The sequence below is a fragment of the Serratia myotis genome (assembly GCF_027474885.1).
Classification (GTDB): Bacteria; Pseudomonadota; Gammaproteobacteria; order Enterobacterales; family Enterobacteriaceae; genus Serratia; species Serratia proteamaculans.
Genome location: NZ_CP099707.1, coordinates 992560 through 1011101, shown reverse-complemented (window position 1 = coordinate 1011101; position 18542 = coordinate 992560). Strand labels below are relative to the sequence as shown.

Genomic DNA, 18542 nt, shown 5'->3' with positions numbered 1-18542 from the left:
ATCAGCATCCATCCGCCGTTGCTCAGGGAACGGCGGCTGGCCCCAGAGCCTGCACCACCTGCTGTTGCAAGGTTTGCAGTAGTGGGTGGTGCCGCTTGGCCCCCAGACGTAACGCATGCGCCACGCTCGGTAAGGGCAGCAGGCGCTCTAAGCGGGTCTCGATCTGCACCCGTCGATCGATAGACTGCTGATTGAGCAGGCCAATGCCCATCCCGGCAGCAATGGCCGCCAACATCCCCGCCACCGACGGACATTCCACCGACACCTGGCAGGCAATACCCGCGGCGCTCAGTCGCTCTTCCGCCAGGCGGCGGTAAAAACAGTCCGGCCCATAGCTGACCAGCTTCACCCTGTCTCCTGACTGATAGCGCCACCCCGGTGGCACACACCAGTGAATGCGCTCCGTTGCCAGCACCACATCTTCTGCGCTCAGCGCATCGCAAAACTGTTGATGCAGCACCAGATCCAGCGTCCCTTGATCCAGTGCGTTACGCAGCACCTGGCTTTGCTCGATGACCAACTGCACATCCACCTGCGGGTGTTGGTGGGTGAATGCCGCCAGCAAGGCCGCCAACTGCGGTAAAGACATCTGCTCCGTGGCACCAAACCGCACCCTGCCCTGCAATAACGAGGGGGAGAAATGCGCCAATGCCCGATCGTGAGCCTGCAAAATCTGCCGCCCATGCGACAACAGCGCCTCGCCATCCGCTGTGGCAGTCAACGTCATGCCCTGACGATCGACCAGTCTGCGCCCCAACTGCTCCTCCAGACGTTTGATTTTCCAACTCACCGCCGACTGGCTGAGATTGAGCTGTTGTGCCGCACGCGTCATGCTACCGGTATCGATCACGCTCAGTAGCGCTCGCAATGCATCAATGGATAAACGCTGGTTCATAAACAGGCCATGACAAAAGTTGGATTTAAGCACCATAACTTGTCATTAGCGTCATGGAAAGACGGTAGGTATGGTTTGTCTACAACACGACAATCCGTGAGTCATCATGAACGACTTAGTCTCTCTGCTTAATCAGCAAGTTATCATTCAGGGTCACCGTATTGCCACCGGCATCCAGGGCGCAGGTGAACCGCTGGTGTTGGTACACGGCACCCCTGCCCACTCGATCATCTGGCGAGATTTGTTACCCAGCCTGACGGCAGCGGGCTTCAGGGTTTATATCTACGATTTACTGGGCTATGGCGCATCAGAACGCCCGTTGTCGGCAGACACCTCAATAGCAGCACAGGCGGAATTACTGATCGGCCTGCTGGACCACTGGCAACTGGATTCCGCCCACGTGTTTGGTCACGATATTGGGGGCGCATTGTCACTGCGTGCAGCGTTCGAGCACTCCCGACGCTTTCGCTCGCTAACCATCGCGGATATTTGCAGTTACGACTCCTGGCCTTCTCCGACCTGGCGCGGCATCCGTGATAGCTATCGCCAGTACGCGGTCATGGACGCGTCACAGCACGAGGAAACCCTGGCTCGCCAACTGAAAATGGCGGTGTTCAACAAGTCGCGGATGTCCGGAGAGCTATTGCAGCACTATCTGGCGCCGATCGTCGGTGTGGTCGGCCAACCGGCATTTTATCAACATCAAATCGCCCATTACGACGCCCGCTATACTGAAGACTTCGCCCAACGCCTGCCAGAGCTCCGCCTGCCGGTGCAAATCCTCTGGGGTGAGGACGATGAGTGGCAGCCGGTAAGTTACGCCTACCGTTTGCAGGGCGACATTCCCGGTGCCAGGCTGCAGGTAATCCTACAGGCAGGACATTTTTTAATGGAAGACGCGCCGGAAACGGTAGTCCAACGACTGGTGACGTTTATTCATTCACTTAAATCGGGCGAATAGGCTCAGGAGAACATGATGCAACTGATTGGCATGCTGGATTCACCCTATGTGCGCCGGGTGGCAATTTGTCTGAAATTATTGGAGATCGAATTTGAGCACCACGCCATTTCGGTGTTCCGCGGTTTTGAACAATTCAAAGCCATTAATCCGGTGGTGAAAGCCCCAACGCTGGTGCTGGCCGACGATCAAATCCTGATGGACTCTTCGTTGATCCTGGAGTATGCCGCCGGCATCGCCCCCACCGGCAAGGCTCTGCTGCCGACTCAGGGCGCTGCACGACTCTATGCTCTGCAACTGACTGGGCTGGCGCTGGCCGCCTGCGAAAAGACGGTGCAGATCGTTTATGAGCAGCAGTTACGGCCGCAGGAGAAACAGCATCAACCCTGGTTGGATCGCGTTCAGGGCCAACTGCTGGCAGCCTACGCAGAACTGGAGAAACAGTTGCTGCGAGCCCCCGCAACACCTCAGGTTACGGGCAGCGCTGAAGTCAGCGTGGCGGTGGCCTGGAGCTTCACTCAACTCATGCTCCCCGGGCTGATTAGCGCCGACAACCACCCGACGCTGGCGGCATTTGCCGCTCAGGCCGAGCGGCATCCTGCGTTTATCAGTACCCCACAGGTTTAACCCGCCGAGGCGCGCGTCATACAACGTTGGCGCCGCTCGTCCACCCGCTTGGCAAACCAGGCGGTGGTCAGCTTACGGGTAATTTTCGGGCTTTCCAGTTGAATGCCCGGCAGCATTTCCCGTGGCAGTTTCTTGCCGGTGGATTTCTCCGCCAGGGCATAGACTCGCTCATACAGGTCGGTGTCGGCAAACTCCAGCAAATCGCCCTTCTCCAGCGCCCGGCGAATCGACGAGTTGCTCATATCCAGGCGCTTGCCGAGGGTACGCACGGCCAGTTCGGTAGTGCCCGGCTTGTCGGTGCCGTAGTTAATCAAATCGCCGTCCAGTGCCAGCGGAATCCCCGTCGTCCGGCTGACTGCACTTTGGAAAGCCGCGTTGCGGCTGGCGTACCAACCGGCATTGAAGTCGGCAAAGCGGTAAATCGGTTGGCTGTAGTTGGCCGGATACCCCAGCAGGTGAGCAATACCGAAATACATGCCACCACGGCGGCTGAATACTTCGCGGCGGATTGAGCCGTCAATCGGGTACGGATAACCTTTGGCATGGGCTTCGGCGAAGGCAATACTCACCTGCATTGGCCCAGCGGTATGCACCGGATTCAGGCTGCCAAACAGCTTCTGCCCCATCGGCACCGAATCGATCATGTCATCAAAAATATCGCTCAGGTCTTTCTCTGTGCGCACCTTGTCCAACCGCTCGCTGTAGCTCTTGCCATTCGACGATTTAATCAGCAAGGCGGTGTGCACCAGGAAATTGGGAATATGCAGTTGGTCGGCGCGGCGGTCGATCTCTTTCCAGGCGATTTTTGGCAGCCCCGGCACCAGCGGGTTGGCCTGGAAGGTCGACTCCTGCTCGGTGACAGCCAGCACCGAACACAGGTTTTGGTCGCTGGGTTCAATACCCTGCGCGGCAAAGGCGGCGGTGATATCGGTGGCCCAGCCCTGGCGATCGGCGGTATTGGCCGGCATTAACCGCACCAACTGGGCTTTGACGTCTGCCGGACGTTGCACCGGCGCAGTAGGCGTTTTAGTGGTACAGCCGGCCAGCACCAGCAGCGCGAGCAGACTCAACGGACGTAAGGTCATCGGGTTGATAAAACGGCGAATTAGCATCTTTTCCCTGATCGTTTTAGCTTAAACTGCACTGACGTTAGCCCAGTCGCAGACCCTGATCCAGTTTAAATATGCCGTTTCGGTCGTTAATACCGGGCCATGAAAGGAAAATAACCGTCAAGGAACAACCCAATGATTGAACTCAGAGACATGAACCAGCAGGAATTCGAGCGTTACTGCACTCACGCAATCGAAGAATATGCCAGGGATCTGCAGCGTTCTCTGCTGCTGAGCCAGGAGCAGGCGCAGGTGGAAGCCGCAGCCACCTATAACGACTCGTTGCCCCAGGGGTTGGCGACGCCCAACCATAGGTTGGTTTGTGCCCGGCTGATGGGAGCAGAAGAGAATATCGCCATCGTCTGGTACAACATCAAACAACGCACCTACGGTAAGCAGTTGTTTATCTATGATTTTGAAGTGGATAGCGCCTGGCGGGGCAAAGGTTACGGTGAGAAGATCCTCAGCGCGGTGCTGGATGCCGGACGGGATGCCGGCGCCGAATATGCCGAACTGGCGGTCTTCGACGACAATCCGACGGCGGCCAGACTATATACCCGGCTCGGCTTCAGGGCGGTCAATACCCGAATGCACCGTAAGCTCTAAATCACGCCTTTCATGCTACTGGGCATTTTCAACGGCCCCATAAACATGTATTTTATATGCAACATATAAAATCATTCTGTTCGCCCGCCACATGCGGCAACGCAGAACCCAAGGAGTGATACATGAACGAACTGCTTTGTTATAAAACCCTGCCAGAATGGAACAGCACCACGCTGCCGGAGAGTTTCCAGCAAAAGCACAACACCCAAAGCGGCACCTGGGCCAAACTCAGGCTACTGAGCGGGACATTGACCTTCGCACTGATGAACGAACAGGGCGAGACTACCGAAACCTGGCAGTTCAGCCCCGAGAGCCAACCGCCGTTTATCGAGCCGCAGCAATGGCACCGCATCGTTTCGTTCTCCGATGATATGACCTGCCAACTGGCTTTCTATTGTTCGCCGGAAGATTACTACCACAAGAAATACCAACTGACGCGTACCCACTCCGAAGTGATTGAGGCCGTCCAGCAGATCGCGCCCGGCAAGACGCTGGATTTGGGCTGCGGCGGCGGACGCAACTCGCTTTATCTCAACCTGAAAGGCTTTGACGTCACCGCCTGGGACAAGCACGGCCCATCGATTGATAATCTCAATGGCATCATCGATAGCGAAGGCTTGTCGCACATGCGCGCCAGCGTGCAAGACCTCAACACCCACAGCTTCAGCGGCGAATACGACTTTATCCTTTCTACCGTGGTGTTGATGTTCCTCAACCCGGCGCAGATCCCCTCGCTGGTGAAAAACATGCAGGACAGTACCGTCAACGGCGGTTACAACCTGATTGTCGCGGCGATGGATACACCGGATTATCCTTGTAGCCTGCCTTTCCCGTTCACCTTTAAACCGGGTGAGCTGAAAGAGTATTACGCCGATTGGGAAGTGCTTAAGTACAACGAAGAGGTTGGCCAACTGCACAAGACCGACGCCGCCGGTAACCGCATTTCGCTGCGTTTCGCCACGCTGCTGGCACGCAAGCCATAACCCCTTTTTAACCACTGTGTAACGGGCGGCGAAATACGGCAAACAACATGAAGTTTATTACGTTGCCAACCCGCCGCTGCGGCGTTAGGATCGCGCCCGGCTACGGGTGTAGCCAGTGTTATTGGCTGTCAGTCCCGCGCATGGAGAGGTTATTGTGTTAGAGAGTTTTGGCGTCCTGAATCTTTGGACCTATCTGGCCGGGGTGATTTTTATCATCATCCTGCCGGGCCCGAATACGTTGTACGTGCTGAAAACCGGCGTGACACGCGGTGTGCGAGCGGGCTATACCGCCGCACTGGGCGTGTTTATCGGTGATGCAATTCTGATTTTCTGCGCCTATATCGGCGTGGCTTCGCTGATCCGCACCACGCCGTTCCTGTTTACCCTGGTGCGTTTTCTCGGCGCGATTTACCTGCTGTTTCTGGGTGCAAAAATTCTCTATGCCACCTTTATCCAGAAAAATGCGGCACAGCATCAACAGATTGAAGGCAGCCACAGTATTCTGCGCAAATCGCTGACGCTCAGTCTGACCAACCCGAAAGCGATCCTGTTCTATGTGTCGTTCTTCGTGCAGTTTATCGACTTCGACTATGCCCACACCGGCCTGTCGTTCACCATTCTGGCGTTGATCCTCGAGTCGGTCAGTTTTCTCTATATGACCACGCTGATCTTCTCCGGCGCGATGCTGGCGCACTTCTTCAACCACAAGAAAGGCCTGGCAAAACTGGGCAATGGTCTGATTGGTTTGCTGTTCCTCGGCTTCGCCACCCGTCTGGCGACCCTCAGTTCCTGATCCGGTTCCCTAACGGCTGACCCGTTCAGCCGTTAGCTTCTCCCCCATCATGTCACGCAGGGCAAACCGATTGTCAGGCAGACAAAAGTCGATCCTCTCCACCTGCTGTAAGCTTTTAAGGTTAACGATAGCGACCTTTTTTGTCTGACAGGAGGGCGTATGCCTGACAATACCCTAGCAGTGATGGACAGCGTTTCGCGTTTTCTCGATCGTCATCATGGGCTATATATCGACGGCCAATGGTGCGAAGCCAGCGCCGAAGGCCGGCTGGCGGTGTATAACCCCGCCGACGGACAGCAAATCTCTTCTACCGCCGATGCCAACGCACAAGACGTCGCGCGTGCCGTGCAATCGGCCCATCAGGCTTTTACCGCCGGGATCTGGGCACAGCGTTTACCCACCGAACGCGAACTCATTTTACTGCGCTATGCCGATCTCCTTGAGCAACACACCGAAGAGCTGGCCCAGTTGGAAACGCTGGAACAGGGCAAGTCGATCAATATCGCCCGCATGTTTGAAGTCGGCAGCACGGTGAACTGGATGCGCTACACCGCCGGGCTGACCACCAAGATCACCGGCCAAACGCTGGACGTGTCGATCCCGATACCACCGGGTGCCAAATATCAGGTATATACCCGCAAAGAACCGATTGGCGTAGTGGCCGGTATCGTGCCGTGGAACTTCCCGCTGATGATCGCCATGTGGAAAGTGATGCCGGCGCTGGCGGCGGGTTGCTCTATCGTCATCAAACCCTCGGAAACCACCCCTCTCACCGTGCTGCGCATGGCCGAACTGGCCACCGAGGCCGGTATTCCGCCGGGCGTATTCAACGTGGTCACCGGCAAAGGCACCGGCTGCGGCAAGGCACTGACCGAACACCCGCTGGTCGCCAAAGTGAGCTTTACCGGCTCCACGCCGGTCGGCAAAGGTATCGCGCGCGCAGCGGCAGATCGTCTGACCCGCGTCACGCTGGAACTGGGCGGTAAAAACCCGGCCATCGTGCTAAAAGACGCCGATCACCAACAGGTCATCGAAGGCCTGATGGCGGGCAGCTTCCTCAATCAGGGCCAGGTGTGCGCCGCCAGTTCGCGGATTTATATTGAAGCACCGATCTACGACACCCTGGTGGCCGGGTTCGAGCAGGCGGTGAAATCCCTGACCGTCGGGCCGGGCATGGATGCCAATGCGCAGATCAACCCGTTGGTATCCAGCGATCACCGTAATAAAGTGGCAGCCTATCTGGACGATGCCAGATCCAAGCATGCGGAGCTGATCAGCGGCGCGACCGGGCCAGACTCGCAGGGGTTTTATATTCCGCCGACCCTGGTGATTAACCCAGACGATAAGCTGAACCTGACGCGCGAAGAAGTGTTTGGCCCGGTGGTGAATCTGATTCGGGTGGCGGACGCCGAAGAAGCGCTGCGCAAAGCCAATGACACCGACTACGGCCTGACCGCCAGTCTGTGGACCACCAGTCTGCAGGCAGCAATGGCGTACACGCCACGCATTCAGGCCGGTACGGTCTGGGTCAACACCCACACCTTGATCGACCCCAACATGCCTTTCGGCGGCTTTAAACAATCGGGCAGTGGCCGCGACTTCGGCCCGGACTGGCTGGATGCCTATACCGAATCCAAATCGGTGTGTATCCGTTACTAAACAACGCCTTAATCATCAGTAGCGCCACCTGTGGCGCTACTGATGCTGTTTGCGGTATTCGCTCGGCGAAACGCCAAAACGGCTTTTGAAGGCGGTGGAAAAGTGGCTGTGATCGCTAAAGCCCCAGTCATAGCCGATAGTGGCCAGTTTCTGTCGCTCCGGTGCGCTGCGTAATGCCTGCGCGCACAAATCCAGACGGCGGTGCTTGATATATTGCGCCACCACCAGTCCCTGACGAGCAAACATCCGATACAAACTGCGTACCGAAACGCCAAGCTCGCCGGCAATCCACTCCGGCCGCAACTGCGGTGACTGAATATGCGTATCGATAAACACCAGCGTTCGGCTAAAGCTGCGCGGATGACGGTCTTCCTCAACCACGCGCTCGACCAGCGCCGGACGCAACAGCGTCGCCACCGCGTTCAGTATCGCTTCACTTTCCGGAGCGCTCATCTGCGAGTCCTGCATGCAACCCAACACCAGTTGCCGACTAAGGCGCACCACGCTGCTTTGCGCATCGAGCCGCCGGGCGTACTGTACTTCGGACGCAGACTGCTCGAGATAGCTGCGCGGCATCAGTAATGAGATTTGGCGGGAATTCTGTTGGAAGGTAAAGCTGCTGGTGCGTGAAGCGTCGATCAATGTGACGTCACCGGCGGACAACACCGCCTGCCGATCGCCCTGCTCCATCAATGAGCTGCCACGCAGTTGAAACACCGTGAAAAAGTGCGAACCGTCGCTGCGGGCAATCTCCTGTTGGGTGCGGTACAGCCGGGTCTGGGCGGCATCAACCACGCTCAGACGCAACGCGTGGGCGCGGAACTCCTGCATCGCGCCGCTAAAGCCAGGCCCCAGCGTCTTGGCGCAAAACCGGCCACAGGCGGAATTGATTTTCGCCAGCCATTCCTCGAAACCGACCTCCCTGACCTGTGCGGAAATTGCCATGGCTTACCCCTCAAAACATCAGCGATGAAACGCGAACGGCGTCGAACAGAAAATCAACATAACAACCCGGTAACATACAAGCAATGTCGGGAACGGGATTTGGCGCTGGGATCACAGATTGCGCCTTACTCCACGCAACATGAAAAACCCGGCCGTAGCCGGGTAGGTAAAAACAAGAGTAAGGGGAAAATCTTAAGGTTGGGTGGTCAGCAGATAGCGGACCACGGCGGCGTACTCTTTGGCGTAACCGTCAACGCTTTGGCTCGCCATACCGGCATTGTCGATTTTGTACTTGCCGGAGACATAAAACGATGGCGTTGCACGCACGTCCAGCGCCTTCACGGCTTCATTCTGTTTGGCAATCATGCCTTTCACCAGCAGGCTGTGGCGCGCATTTTCATAGGTAGCAGCATCCACACCGGCAGCGGCAAACACCCGCTGGATATCTTGTTCACTGTTGATGGCGCGCTTCTTTTGCAGCTCGTCGAACAGCAAGCCTTCAATTTTGTCCTCAATGCCCATCACCATCGCCACCGACCAGGCTTCGGTCAGCTCATTACCCAGTTTGCCCATCAGGCCAACGTGGTATTTGGTCAGTTTGGTACCCGCAGGCAATGCCTGGCTGACGGTGCTGCCCACATGGTAGGTATCGGCAAACTGATAGCAGGGGCCGCAATAGAAGGAGAAAAACTCCACCACCGCAGGGGCAGAGGCCACCGGCTTATCCAGGCGGGTATATTGTTCACCCGCGCGGTAATCCGCCGCCGCAGCGACAGCAGGAAGCAATAACGCCAGTAACGCACCGGCAAACAGTCGATTCACTTTAGCCAACTTAAATACTCCAATTCAGATGAGAACATTGTCCCTAACGCCGTTGTTTATAATCAAATTATCGGTTCAAGGCCAGGCTTTATTACCTTATGTTTATGTGGGATTGACCCATATCAAAGGTGTCGGGCTGAGAGTCGGTGGTGCTCAGCGACTCAGGGACTATGCTTAAAGGAAGGCGTTGACCGGTGCGTAGCGGCACCAGGAAATCCGATACCGAGGTTAAAATGACATCGATTAATAAGAACATTGGCGAATACGACTTCACCGCGCAAAAGAGAGCGGACATGATCACCGGCACCATCAGCGGTGAATTCCCGGACAGCGATGCCAGCCTTCCCCTGCTGCCATTCTCCGGGACCTTTGCCGCCCCTTCCGTGGCAGAAGCCATCGCAGAGATTAAACGCAAGTTCCCCCATATAGAGCCGGCCATTATCGATTTATTACGCGATGAAATGCTCAGGGCGGGATATTAACCCGCCCTTTTAAAACAACAGAATAAGCAAACGCCAGAGAGCCGCCCCGCTAATCACTATTAATAAGGGAATACGCTGCGTCAGCGTTCACTGACGCAGCAGGGTAAAACTAGTTTTTTGGCAGTTGAATGCGCACGACGCTTTCCGGTTTACCGGCCTTGGTGCCGGCGCCGTCATTTTTCACCGTCACGAACAGCACGTTGTTGCGGGTGTCCAGCGCCAGGCTGTTAGGGTGCGGTGGCAGTTCTACCCTTTGTTGGCGTTTAAGGGTCTTCGCATCAAACACCGTCAAGGTCCCTGCACCGTGATCGACACGGATCCCTTTGCGGTTAGCGACGTAGATCCGCTGGTTACGATCGTCCAGCAGCAGGCCGATCGGCACTTCGTCGGTCAATTCGCTGGCCAACACCTTGCCGCTGTCCGCATCCAGTGCAAACACCCGATGGCCACTGCTGCGCTTCACGTAGTCATGCCCCAAATGAGTGTTACGGTAGTTATCGCGATCGATCCCCTGATCCACGCCTAACAAGCGGTTGTTCTTGCCGTCATACACCAGGTTCAGCAACTGATCCGCCTGGATCTCCTGGGTGGAGGCGATCGCCAGCGTATCGGCATTCAGGGTGATCAACTGCCCCTGCATGTTGGACACGAAGACCCGCCGCCCTTTTTCATCGATAGTGATCCCCACCGCGTTGTAACCGAAACCGGGGATGGTTTTCTCCAGCTTTTTGGTTTTGGTGTCTACCACAAACAGCACGCTGTCGACCCCGAACCCCAGTCCCGGCAGGAACAGACGGCCGGTCTGCGCATCATATTTTGCCTCGCGGATGCGGTACTGGTAATCCTCGGTGATCTTGAAGCGCTTAAGCTCCTCAAGCAGAAATTCCAGCCGCTTTCCACTGATGCCGGCATCTTTGTAGGTCTTTTCCAGCATCGTCTTTTCAGTCACGGGAATGCTGTCCAGCGCACGGTTGGTGGCGGTATCCACCACGCCGACCGAGCCGTTGAAGCCCTGCGTCAGATACAAGCGATGACCGGCGTCATCCAGCGCCACGCCAAAGCCTTTTACCTGCAGAGGGATTTCCGCCTGCACCGCCAGCGTGGCAGGATCCAGACGCAGCACGCGAGATTTCGCCTCTTCCTTCCAGTCCGGTGCGCTGACAAACAGCGACTGCTGGCTTGGGCTATAGGCCATTTCCACCACCGCCGACGACAACGGCTGACGCTTGATATCCTCTGGCTTAATCCCGTTATCACGGGCCTGTGCCGCCCCCGCTACCACCAACGACGTGGCGATCAACAGTGACAATAAAGCGCGAGGTGTTCCTGGTGTTCCAGACATCCGTTTATCTCCATGAAAGTAATAAAGTCAGTTAGGGTGAACAACGTCATTGCTGTGGTGCCGGTGGCAGAGCCGCAAGTTGCATCTCCCCACCTGCCTGCTGAGAAAAATGCGAAAACACCTGCTCAATGGTGCCGGCGATCAGCCCCGCCTGTTGCGCGGTATAGTGATCGGTACGGTAGGTCATCATCACGCGCAGGGATTTCACGCCATCGAGATTTTCTTCCATCACTTCAAACTGCAGGCCGAGCAAGGATTCGGTTTTCTCCGGCTCCACCTGACGGTAGGCCACCGTGCTGCCGTCCTGCAGGGTGAATGCGCCGTTCAGCTTGATGCGGCTGTGGATCTGAATGAACACTTCGAACATGTGGTTCTTGCGATCGGCATCTACACCAAACAACCCTTCCTCCACCAGATCGATGGGAATATCGGTGTAGGGCATCGAACCGTTAATGGTGTTTTTAACCTGGTCGATCAGCCCCGCCACCGTAAGCTGTTCGCCAAAGCGCACCCGGTGCACCACCACGGTAGTAAAGTAGCCGATGGTGTCGAAGAACTCGGCGTCGTTACGCCCTGAGGTAGAGGTGCCCACCAGCAGATCCGCCGGCCCCCCCAGCAGCCGCAGCGCTGTGGTAATACCGGCGTAGACTACGTTGAACAGTGAGGCGTTGTTCTTTCTGGCCTGCGCATACAGCCCATCGGCCACCGCCGGGTCGACGTCGAACTCCAGCCAGCCACCGTTGACGTCGGCCTCTGCCGGTATCGCAGGATGGTGCGAGGGTTCCTGCTGGAACAATGGCTGACCGACCGGCGCATCGCGCAGGTTATCAAGCCAATAATCCAGGTGCTGCTGCACGACGCCGCCCGCCTGCTGCTGTCGGGCAAAGGTATAAAACTGCGGTACTTCGCTGTTCCACTGCGGTGGCTGCCCCGCCATGCGGTCGCGGTAAGCCATGCCCAGTTCGTCCATCATCAGGTTCAGCGACCATTCGTCGATCACCACATGATGGAACAACAGCGAAAGCAATTGCTGACCGGTTGCCGCATCACGCAGGAAGGTGGCGCGCAACGGCAGTTCGGCAGTCAGGTCAAAGCGGTGATCCCCCGCCCTGGCCAGCAACTCGCTGGCGTTACCGGCCGGTGTGTCATCGGAGAAAGAGAACCAGGCGTAGTCCAGCAGCTCAGCGGCCGGCACCACCTGCTGATACACCTCTCCCTGACGTTGGATAAACAGCGAGCGCAATACGCTGTGGCGCGTCATCACGTCGATAAACGCCTGACGCAGCACCGTTTCGTCCACCGGATCAAGGAAGCTGATGGCAAAGGGCAGGTTGAAGATCTCGTCGTGACCAAACGCCTCGTAAACTTTCCACAGGGAATGCTGCGCCAGCGACAACGGCGCCTGGACGGCTTCGCCCTGTTGTTGCGTGGCGAGTTCCTGCGCGACCGGTAGCGCCACTGCCTGACGTTTGGCGTAAGCCGACAATCCTCGGGCGGTGGCGTGACTGAACAGATCGTTAATGTTGAGTTCGATGCGATGCAGGCTGAGCAAACGACCGATGACACGAGTGGCCACCAGCGAGTGTCCGCCACGGTCGAAGAAATCTTCATCGGCGGTCATCTCCGGTGCGACCAGCGCATCGCGGAATTCCGCCAGGATCAGTTGGGCGATCTCGGCATTTTCTTCCTGCGTGTCCTCAACGGCCAAAACGCCCTCGGCCAGCGTTGAGGGGTGTTCAGCAGCGGCAAGCAGCGCCGGGGTTATCGTCCTTCCGGCGAGGAAAGCGACAAACTGCTCCAGCAGGAAAGGGGCTGCATGTGGGGTTAAGCGGGGATCGGCCACCAGTTCCAACACCACCGAATCCGGATCCGGCAGGCTCAACGCCAGCACCAATTCAAAAGGCGTGTGTAGCGGTGGCAGCAATAACCGTTCGGCACTGACACCGTCAAGTTGCAGCGCCACCGACGGGTCCGCCAGCCAGGTCACCAGCAGTTGGGCCCACTGAAGATTGACCGCTTCTGCCGTTTGTTGTGCCAGCAGTCGGCTTTCCACCTCAGGATCCGTAGGCTGCAGGGTCAGACGTTTCAATCGTGCCGTGCTCATCCAGGCATCCAGACCACTCGCCTGTTGCGCGTCATCCTGCGGCACACTCAGTTGCACCGGCAGCCCGCCGGACTGGGCTGAGATAAAGCGACCAAAGCGCACGGCAATCGCCGCCAGCAGCGTCGCCGGGTTGTCTGCGACCGGCAAGATTTTGCGCGCTACGCGGGTCGCTATACGCACCCCGGCCTGCGCCAGAAGCGCATCCTGGGGTACGGATGCCTGGTAATCCCGCAGAGCCGTCGCCTGGCGTGGCCACGGCAGCACCAGATCTGCCACTTCCGGCTGCGGGGCCACCGCAGGGATCGTGGCAAAACTCTGCGTTGGCTCAATTCCGTTATACAGCGCCGACAGCGTGGTCAATAATTGCCGACAGGAGAGCGTTGGAGCCAAAATATCGTGTGCCACCACGCCCAGCACCGCACTGGCACCGGTGAACAGCAGAAAACGTACCGGTGCTTCACGTGCCAGCTCGAGAGGCGTGGCCTGCGCCTGCAACACACGGCTAACCGCCTGTCGTTCGTCTGCCACTGCCTGAATGCTCACCGGGTTTAGCGTCGCGTTACCGCGCAGCTTGCATAGACCCTGCTCGTCATCAAAGTCATAACGCACGTCCAGCTCTGGCATCAGCCGCGTCAGGGCTTCCAGTGCACTGACCAACCGGCCGAGATCCGGCTCACCGCCTAATCGCCAGGCCATCGCCTGCTGGCTGCCACCATCACCCCGCTGCTGGTGCATAAACCACGCCAGCTCTTCCGCTTCGCTTAATGGCTGGGAGGCCTCTGCTGCCCGCGCGCCCAGCGCCTCAAACGCCAGATCCAGACGCTGGGCCTCGTCATCGCTAAGAATATTGTCAAAATAACCGCTCACTGCTCTATCTCCTTGTGCCCGGCCACGCCGGAACATCGGGGAACGCTGATGATAAGAAGGGGCGTCGATACGCCCCTGGTGCAGACGGGCTGCTAACGCATCAGAAGGTCAGTTCAAGTGCCGCACCGATCATACGCGGACGCTGTTGAGACGCCGTATACACATCATTGCCGGTCACCATCACGCGACGTTCCGAATCAAACAGGTTCTGTGCATACAGAGTGGCGCGGCCATAGGCGAAGGTGTACGCCAACTGAGTATTTGCCGACCAGTAGGAACCGATATGCCCGCGTGAGTCGTTGTCGTACTGTGAGTAGTAAGAGTCTGAGAACGCCACGTTGCCGCTCAATTCCAGCCCGGCCATCAACTGGTACTTGGCACCCATGTTGGCCGTATAGGCCGGTGCGCGCGCCAACTCATGCCCTTCTACGCCGCTACCCGAGAACTTCTTGATCTTGGTCTTCAACAGGCCAACGTTGGTGAACAGCTCGAAGTCCCAGCGCGGCTGCCAGGTAGCACCCATTTCCGCACCGTAGGTTTCCACCTTGTCGGCATTGCGTATCACACTCGAGTTCTCGCCCAAAGAATAAGGCAGTTGCATATCCTTGTAGTCGTTATAGAAAACGTTGCTGGTCAGGATGACGTTGGCATCTTTCAAGTGATGACGGGAATACAGCTCATAGTTCCAGACATACTCGGAGCCATAGGTGTAGTTGACCACCGGCGTGCCGATAGTGATGCCTGCGCCGCCGGCGTTATAGCCGCGCGCCACCTTGGCACCGTAGGTCTGGGTATCCGTCGGTTTCCAGGCCAGATCGAGCTTCGGCAGGAACACGTCGTAGGTCTCGTCGAAGTCGATACGCGCGGTGTTGCTACCGCCGGTACGGCGGCGATGTTCGTGCTCCAGGCGGCTGGCAGCGGTAAGATCAACTTTTGGCGTGATGGCAAAGGTCAGTTCGGCAAAGGCTGAATTAGTATCGGTTTTATCCTTGAAACTGGAACCACCGAAAATATTGACGAATTCATCCTGCTTGGCGTGGAAATAGCGCAACCCCGCCAACCCATGCAGACGGCTATCCGGCCCGCCAAAGCGTGCCACCGGCTCCACATGCACCTCTTTACCGTTAACTTCAGCATATTGAATGTTGTAAGCAGTAGGACGGTTGATATTAAAGTCGGTGTAGATCACCCGGTTTTCCAGCGTCAGGCTGTCGGACTGTTCCCAGGCGATATCCCAAACACCGCTGTTGTTGTTGCTTTTAAACACCGCGCGACGGGGATCGTGGCGTGGGTTAGTAGGGTGAACCAGTGGGTTGAGGCTCTCGTTTTGCGGTGAGGTGCTGCCAAAATGGTTAAAGGTCAGCTTGGTGGTCAGTTCGCGCATACCTGCCGGGTTGAACAACAGCTTGGCGCGGGCGGTGGTAGCTTCTACCTCGCGCGGATCGCCCACCGGTTCATAAGCAGGCAGGTCGGCATCGCTGCGGCGACGCTGACGATCAACGCTGACGCGGAACGCCAACTGATCCTCCACCAATGGGCCGGAGGCCATGGCGGACAACTGCGAAGAATGCTGATTGCCAACCCCGCCCTTAAAGGCGCTTTCCCAGTCGAAAGTAGGATCCTTACTGGTCATCACGATGGCACCGGCAATGGCGTTACGCCCCTGGATATAGCTCTGTGGGCCGAGGAACACTTCAACGCGATCCAGATCCCACAGCGACTGCGGGCCGTAGGCCTGCTCGTTATAGGTTAGCGAGCGGCCATCCAGTGACAGATTGAGGCGCGGACGGGTGCCGCTGAGGAAGGCATTGGCACCGGTATTGGGGCCGGAGCCATCGATACCGCGCACGGTGGGCAAATTGTTGCCAATGCCCAAATCCACCACGTTGGTGGTCATACGTAGCAAATCAGGGATCTGCAATGCATTGGGCATGGATGCAATACGTTCACTGTCGAACACTTGCACGCTGGAGCCGGTATCAAAAATGCTGCGTTTAATTTTTTCGCCGGTAACCAACAGGCTCTCCGAGTCCTGCCAATTATCGTTACGTTTACTGTCGGCGGCTTCCTGAACCTTCTCGTCCACGACGGCGGCGTTAACGCTGCCCACCGACAAAGAACAAAGACCCAGAAAGAGTGAGGAAAATGCCCCAATGGCCTGTAAGCCTGCTTTTTCCTTGTTTCCTACGATTTTATGCCTTTGAGCCGCTGAATGCTTGCTCATAGATGTATTCTCCTTTCATCCCAGATGCACAAAAATTTAATTGTTTTCACATAGGTAACGACGCTGATTCTCACACTGACAATGGCATTGCGGCCTTCCTGACCTTGCTATGCATATCCCTGCCGCAGACAACTGCCCCACCCCGAGATACAGCGGGCGGAAGCGGTTTTTTTGTCTGGAAACGTAAAGAAATGTTAATAATGATAATATTTTACATTTTTTAATGCAAATCATTATCACCTAAGTGAATGGGTACGTTAAAAACAATCAGCAGGGAAAGCAGTAAAGCGAAATTTTAAAATCACCAAAAAAGCCAATGATTTCATTTAAAATGAATATAAAACATAACTATATCAATATTACTATTTTCTCACCCTGAGGAAATACCGCGATTAACCTCATGACTCCCGCGCCTTATATCAACAAATAAAAATAGTAATAATTTTCATTCCCATTAACATTGCAATATATTCTTACAGTCTCTCAATACTGATGGAAACCCAATGAAAGCGTTGACCACGATGCAGGCCGCCTACTGGGTGGGCCGGCAATCTGAAGCGCCGCTGGGGGGCGTCTCCGCCCACCTGTATGCGGAATTTAACTGCTGCGACCTGGACGTCGAACGACTGAGACAGGCCGTTGCCACTCTTTACCAGCATCACCCGATGCTGCGCCTGCAGATCACCGCCGATGGCCAGCAGACCATTGCCCCCAGCGGCCCGCAGCATCGCCTGCAGTTGGACGATTTTAGCCAGGCGAATACTGCCGATGTCACCCACCGGCTTGCCGAAAAACGTCAGGCAAAAAGCAGCCAAAAGTTGCCGCTGGAACAGGGTATCCCCTGTGATATCAGCCTCAGTCTGTTGCCGGGTGGCCACAGCCGGTTGCATGTCGATCTGGACATGATCGCCGGAGATGCCATGGGTTTCCGCGTGCTAATGGAAGATTTGGCGCGCTTTTATCATCAGTGCCCTGCCGCTCCCAACGACAACGGCGTGGCCTACTTTGACTATCTCGACCGGCAGCATGCCGATACGACGCTGCAGGCACGCCGCACCCACGCTCAGGGTTGGTGGCGGGAACGCCTGGCTCAATTGCCACCCGCCCCGCACCTGTTGCGAACGCCGGACCGCTGCCGTAGCGATCGGCTGGCGCTGCAACTGAACGCCAAAGAAACCAAAGCACTGGAAGATGCGGCCAAAGCGCACCGCATCACGCTTTCATCGTTGTTTTTAGCGCTGTTCGCCGTCACCGTCGGCCACGGCTGGAACCTGTCGCGTTTTCGGCTAAACGTGCCGTTATTCCATCGGGCCGAAGAGAACGTCGGCAATATCATTGGCGACTTCTCCAATTTGGTGCTGCTCGGCGTGGAATTGGATCCGGCTGAAAACCTGCCCACCTTCTGCCAGCGCCTGATGGCACAACTGGCGGAATTGATTGCCCATGCCGACTACCCTGGCGTCAGCGTGATGCGCGATTTGTCGCGCCTGCAGGGCAGCATGCAGCCTTCACCGGTGGTGTTTACCGCCGGTTTCGGCATCCACGGCAAGGCGTTGTTCTCCGACAACGTCACCCACACCTTTGGCCCGCTGGAATGGGTGATCTCCCAGGGGCCACAGGTGGCGCTGGATGCTCAGGTGGCACACGCCAACGGCGGCATTTTGATCAACTGGGACGTGCGCCTGGACGCCTTTCCGGATCGGCTGCTGCCACAGTTGTTCGCCACCTACGGCGCCTTGCTGAAACGGGCCGCCAATCGGCCGGACAGTTTCAGGCAACCGCTAGCGCAGTGGCTGGAACAATGCTCTGCAGCCGCGCTGGCCCGCCAAATACCGGTGCGTCAATTACTGCACCGGCTGCTGGCGCGTGTCGCACCGGATGCCCGGCTCGGCGACGACGATGACATTAACGCCCTGCAACTGCCGCAGGCCGGTCTGCAGGCCTTGCTGGCGGTGGTTAACAAATATCTGCCGGTGGCGCTGACCACGGCAGACGTGGCGACCCACCCTACCCCGGCTGCGCTTGCCGCCCTGATCTGCGAGCGGGCACCCAACGCCGAGGAGGCGGTGCAAATGCTGTTGAAGGTGCTGACGCCCAAAGCCTGATATCGGTTCCGGGCGTGTAAC

The 18542-nt window shown here is 57.1% G+C and carries 15 protein-coding genes; 8 read left to right on the top strand and 7 right to left on the bottom strand.

The window, feature by feature from the left end; genetic code table 11:
- Positions 1 to 22 precede the first annotated feature (22 nt).
- Entirely contained in the window at positions 23 to 931 is a 909-nt protein-coding gene (locus tag NHG65_RS04660) for a LysR family transcriptional regulator (RefSeq protein ID WP_499182990.1), read from the bottom strand.
- Positions 932 to 998: 67 nt separating this feature from the next.
- Between NHG65_RS04660 and NHG65_RS04655 the strand changes: the two genes are divergently transcribed.
- Together NHG65_RS04655 and NHG65_RS04650 are read left to right on the top strand one after the other, a co-directional pair.
- Positions 999 to 1856: an alpha/beta fold hydrolase gene (locus NHG65_RS04655; RefSeq protein ID WP_499183459.1), complete on the top strand. Its 858-nt coding sequence runs from the start codon at positions 999 to 1001 to the stop codon at positions 1854 to 1856.
- 15 nt (positions 1857 to 1871) lie between these two features.
- Positions 1872 to 2480 (top strand): glutathione S-transferase, encoded by a 609-nt coding sequence (locus NHG65_RS04650; protein WP_207976507.1) that lies wholly within the window; start codon positions 1872 to 1874, stop codon positions 2478 to 2480.
- Here NHG65_RS04650 and NHG65_RS04645 read toward each other — a convergent pair.
- Complete coding sequence (locus tag NHG65_RS04645) at positions 2477 to 3592, bottom strand: DUF1615 domain-containing protein (RefSeq protein ID WP_499182989.1); 1116 nt, start codon at positions 3590 to 3592, stop codon at positions 2477 to 2479. The two genes, NHG65_RS04650 and NHG65_RS04645, sit on opposite strands and share 4 nt — an antisense overlap.
- A gap of 132 nt (positions 3593 to 3724) precedes the next feature.
- Between NHG65_RS04645 and NHG65_RS04640 the strand changes: the two genes are divergently transcribed.
- The 4 genes from NHG65_RS04640 (at position 3725) to NHG65_RS04625 (ending at position 7630) form a co-directional block, all read left to right on the top strand.
- On the top strand, positions 3725 to 4195 hold the full coding sequence (locus NHG65_RS04640; protein WP_207976343.1) for a GNAT family N-acetyltransferase: 471 nt from the start codon (positions 3725 to 3727) through the stop codon (positions 4193 to 4195).
- Between the two features lie 122 nt (positions 4196 to 4317).
- Positions 4318 to 5178 (top strand): SAM-dependent methyltransferase TehB, encoded by an 861-nt coding sequence (tehB, locus tag NHG65_RS04635; protein WP_499182988.1) that lies wholly within the window; start codon positions 4318 to 4320, stop codon positions 5176 to 5178.
- 154 nt (positions 5179 to 5332) lie between these two features.
- Positions 5333 to 5971, top strand: coding sequence for a leucine efflux protein LeuE (gene leuE / locus NHG65_RS04630; protein WP_085115370.1), 639 nt, complete (start codon positions 5333 to 5335; stop codon positions 5969 to 5971).
- A gap of 159 nt (positions 5972 to 6130) precedes the next feature.
- The gene (locus tag NHG65_RS04625) at positions 6131 to 7630 is read left to right on the top strand and encodes an aldehyde dehydrogenase family protein (RefSeq protein WP_499182987.1); all 1500 of its coding nucleotides are present in this window, start codon (positions 6131 to 6133) and stop codon (positions 7628 to 7630) included.
- Between the two features lie 36 nt (positions 7631 to 7666).
- Here NHG65_RS04625 and feaR read toward each other — a convergent pair whose 3' ends face one another.
- Both feaR and NHG65_RS04615 read right to left on the bottom strand, forming a co-directional pair.
- Complete coding sequence (gene feaR / locus NHG65_RS04620) at positions 7667 to 8575, bottom strand: transcriptional regulator FeaR (RefSeq protein ID WP_207976349.1); 909 nt, start codon at positions 8573 to 8575, stop codon at positions 7667 to 7669.
- A 192-nt stretch (positions 8576 to 8767) separates the two neighbouring features.
- Complete coding sequence (locus tag NHG65_RS04615; protein WP_261415365.1) at positions 8768 to 9406, bottom strand: DsbA family protein; 639 nt, start codon at positions 9404 to 9406, stop codon at positions 8768 to 8770.
- A gap of 224 nt (positions 9407 to 9630) precedes the next feature.
- On the opposite strand from NHG65_RS04615, the gene NHG65_RS04610 reads away from it, so the two are divergent.
- Positions 9631 to 9879 (top strand): hypothetical protein, encoded by a 249-nt coding sequence (locus NHG65_RS04610; RefSeq protein WP_099064903.1) that lies wholly within the window; start codon positions 9631 to 9633, stop codon positions 9877 to 9879.
- A 109-nt stretch (positions 9880 to 9988) separates the two neighbouring features.
- On the opposite strand, the gene NHG65_RS04605 is transcribed toward NHG65_RS04610, so the two are convergent.
- From NHG65_RS04605 to NHG65_RS04595, 3 genes are all read right to left on the bottom strand, one after another.
- Positions 9989 to 11221, bottom strand: a complete 1233-nt coding sequence (locus NHG65_RS04605; protein WP_499182986.1) for a YncE family protein — start codon at positions 11219 to 11221, stop codon at positions 9989 to 9991.
- 46 nt (positions 11222 to 11267) lie between these two features.
- Positions 11268 to 14192, bottom strand: a complete 2925-nt coding sequence (locus NHG65_RS04600) for a condensation domain-containing protein (protein WP_499182985.1) — start codon at positions 14190 to 14192, stop codon at positions 11268 to 11270.
- A 100-nt stretch (positions 14193 to 14292) separates the two neighbouring features.
- The gene (locus NHG65_RS04595; protein ID WP_099064906.1) at positions 14293 to 16416 is read right to left on the bottom strand and encodes a TonB-dependent receptor; all 2124 of its coding nucleotides are present in this window, start codon (positions 16414 to 16416) and stop codon (positions 14293 to 14295) included.
- A gap of 503 nt (positions 16417 to 16919) precedes the next feature.
- On the opposite strand from NHG65_RS04595, the gene NHG65_RS04590 reads away from it, so the two are divergent.
- Positions 16920 to 18521 (top strand): condensation domain-containing protein, encoded by a 1602-nt coding sequence (locus NHG65_RS04590; protein WP_499182984.1) that lies wholly within the window; start codon positions 16920 to 16922, stop codon positions 18519 to 18521.
- Positions 18522 to 18542 lie beyond the last annotated feature (21 nt).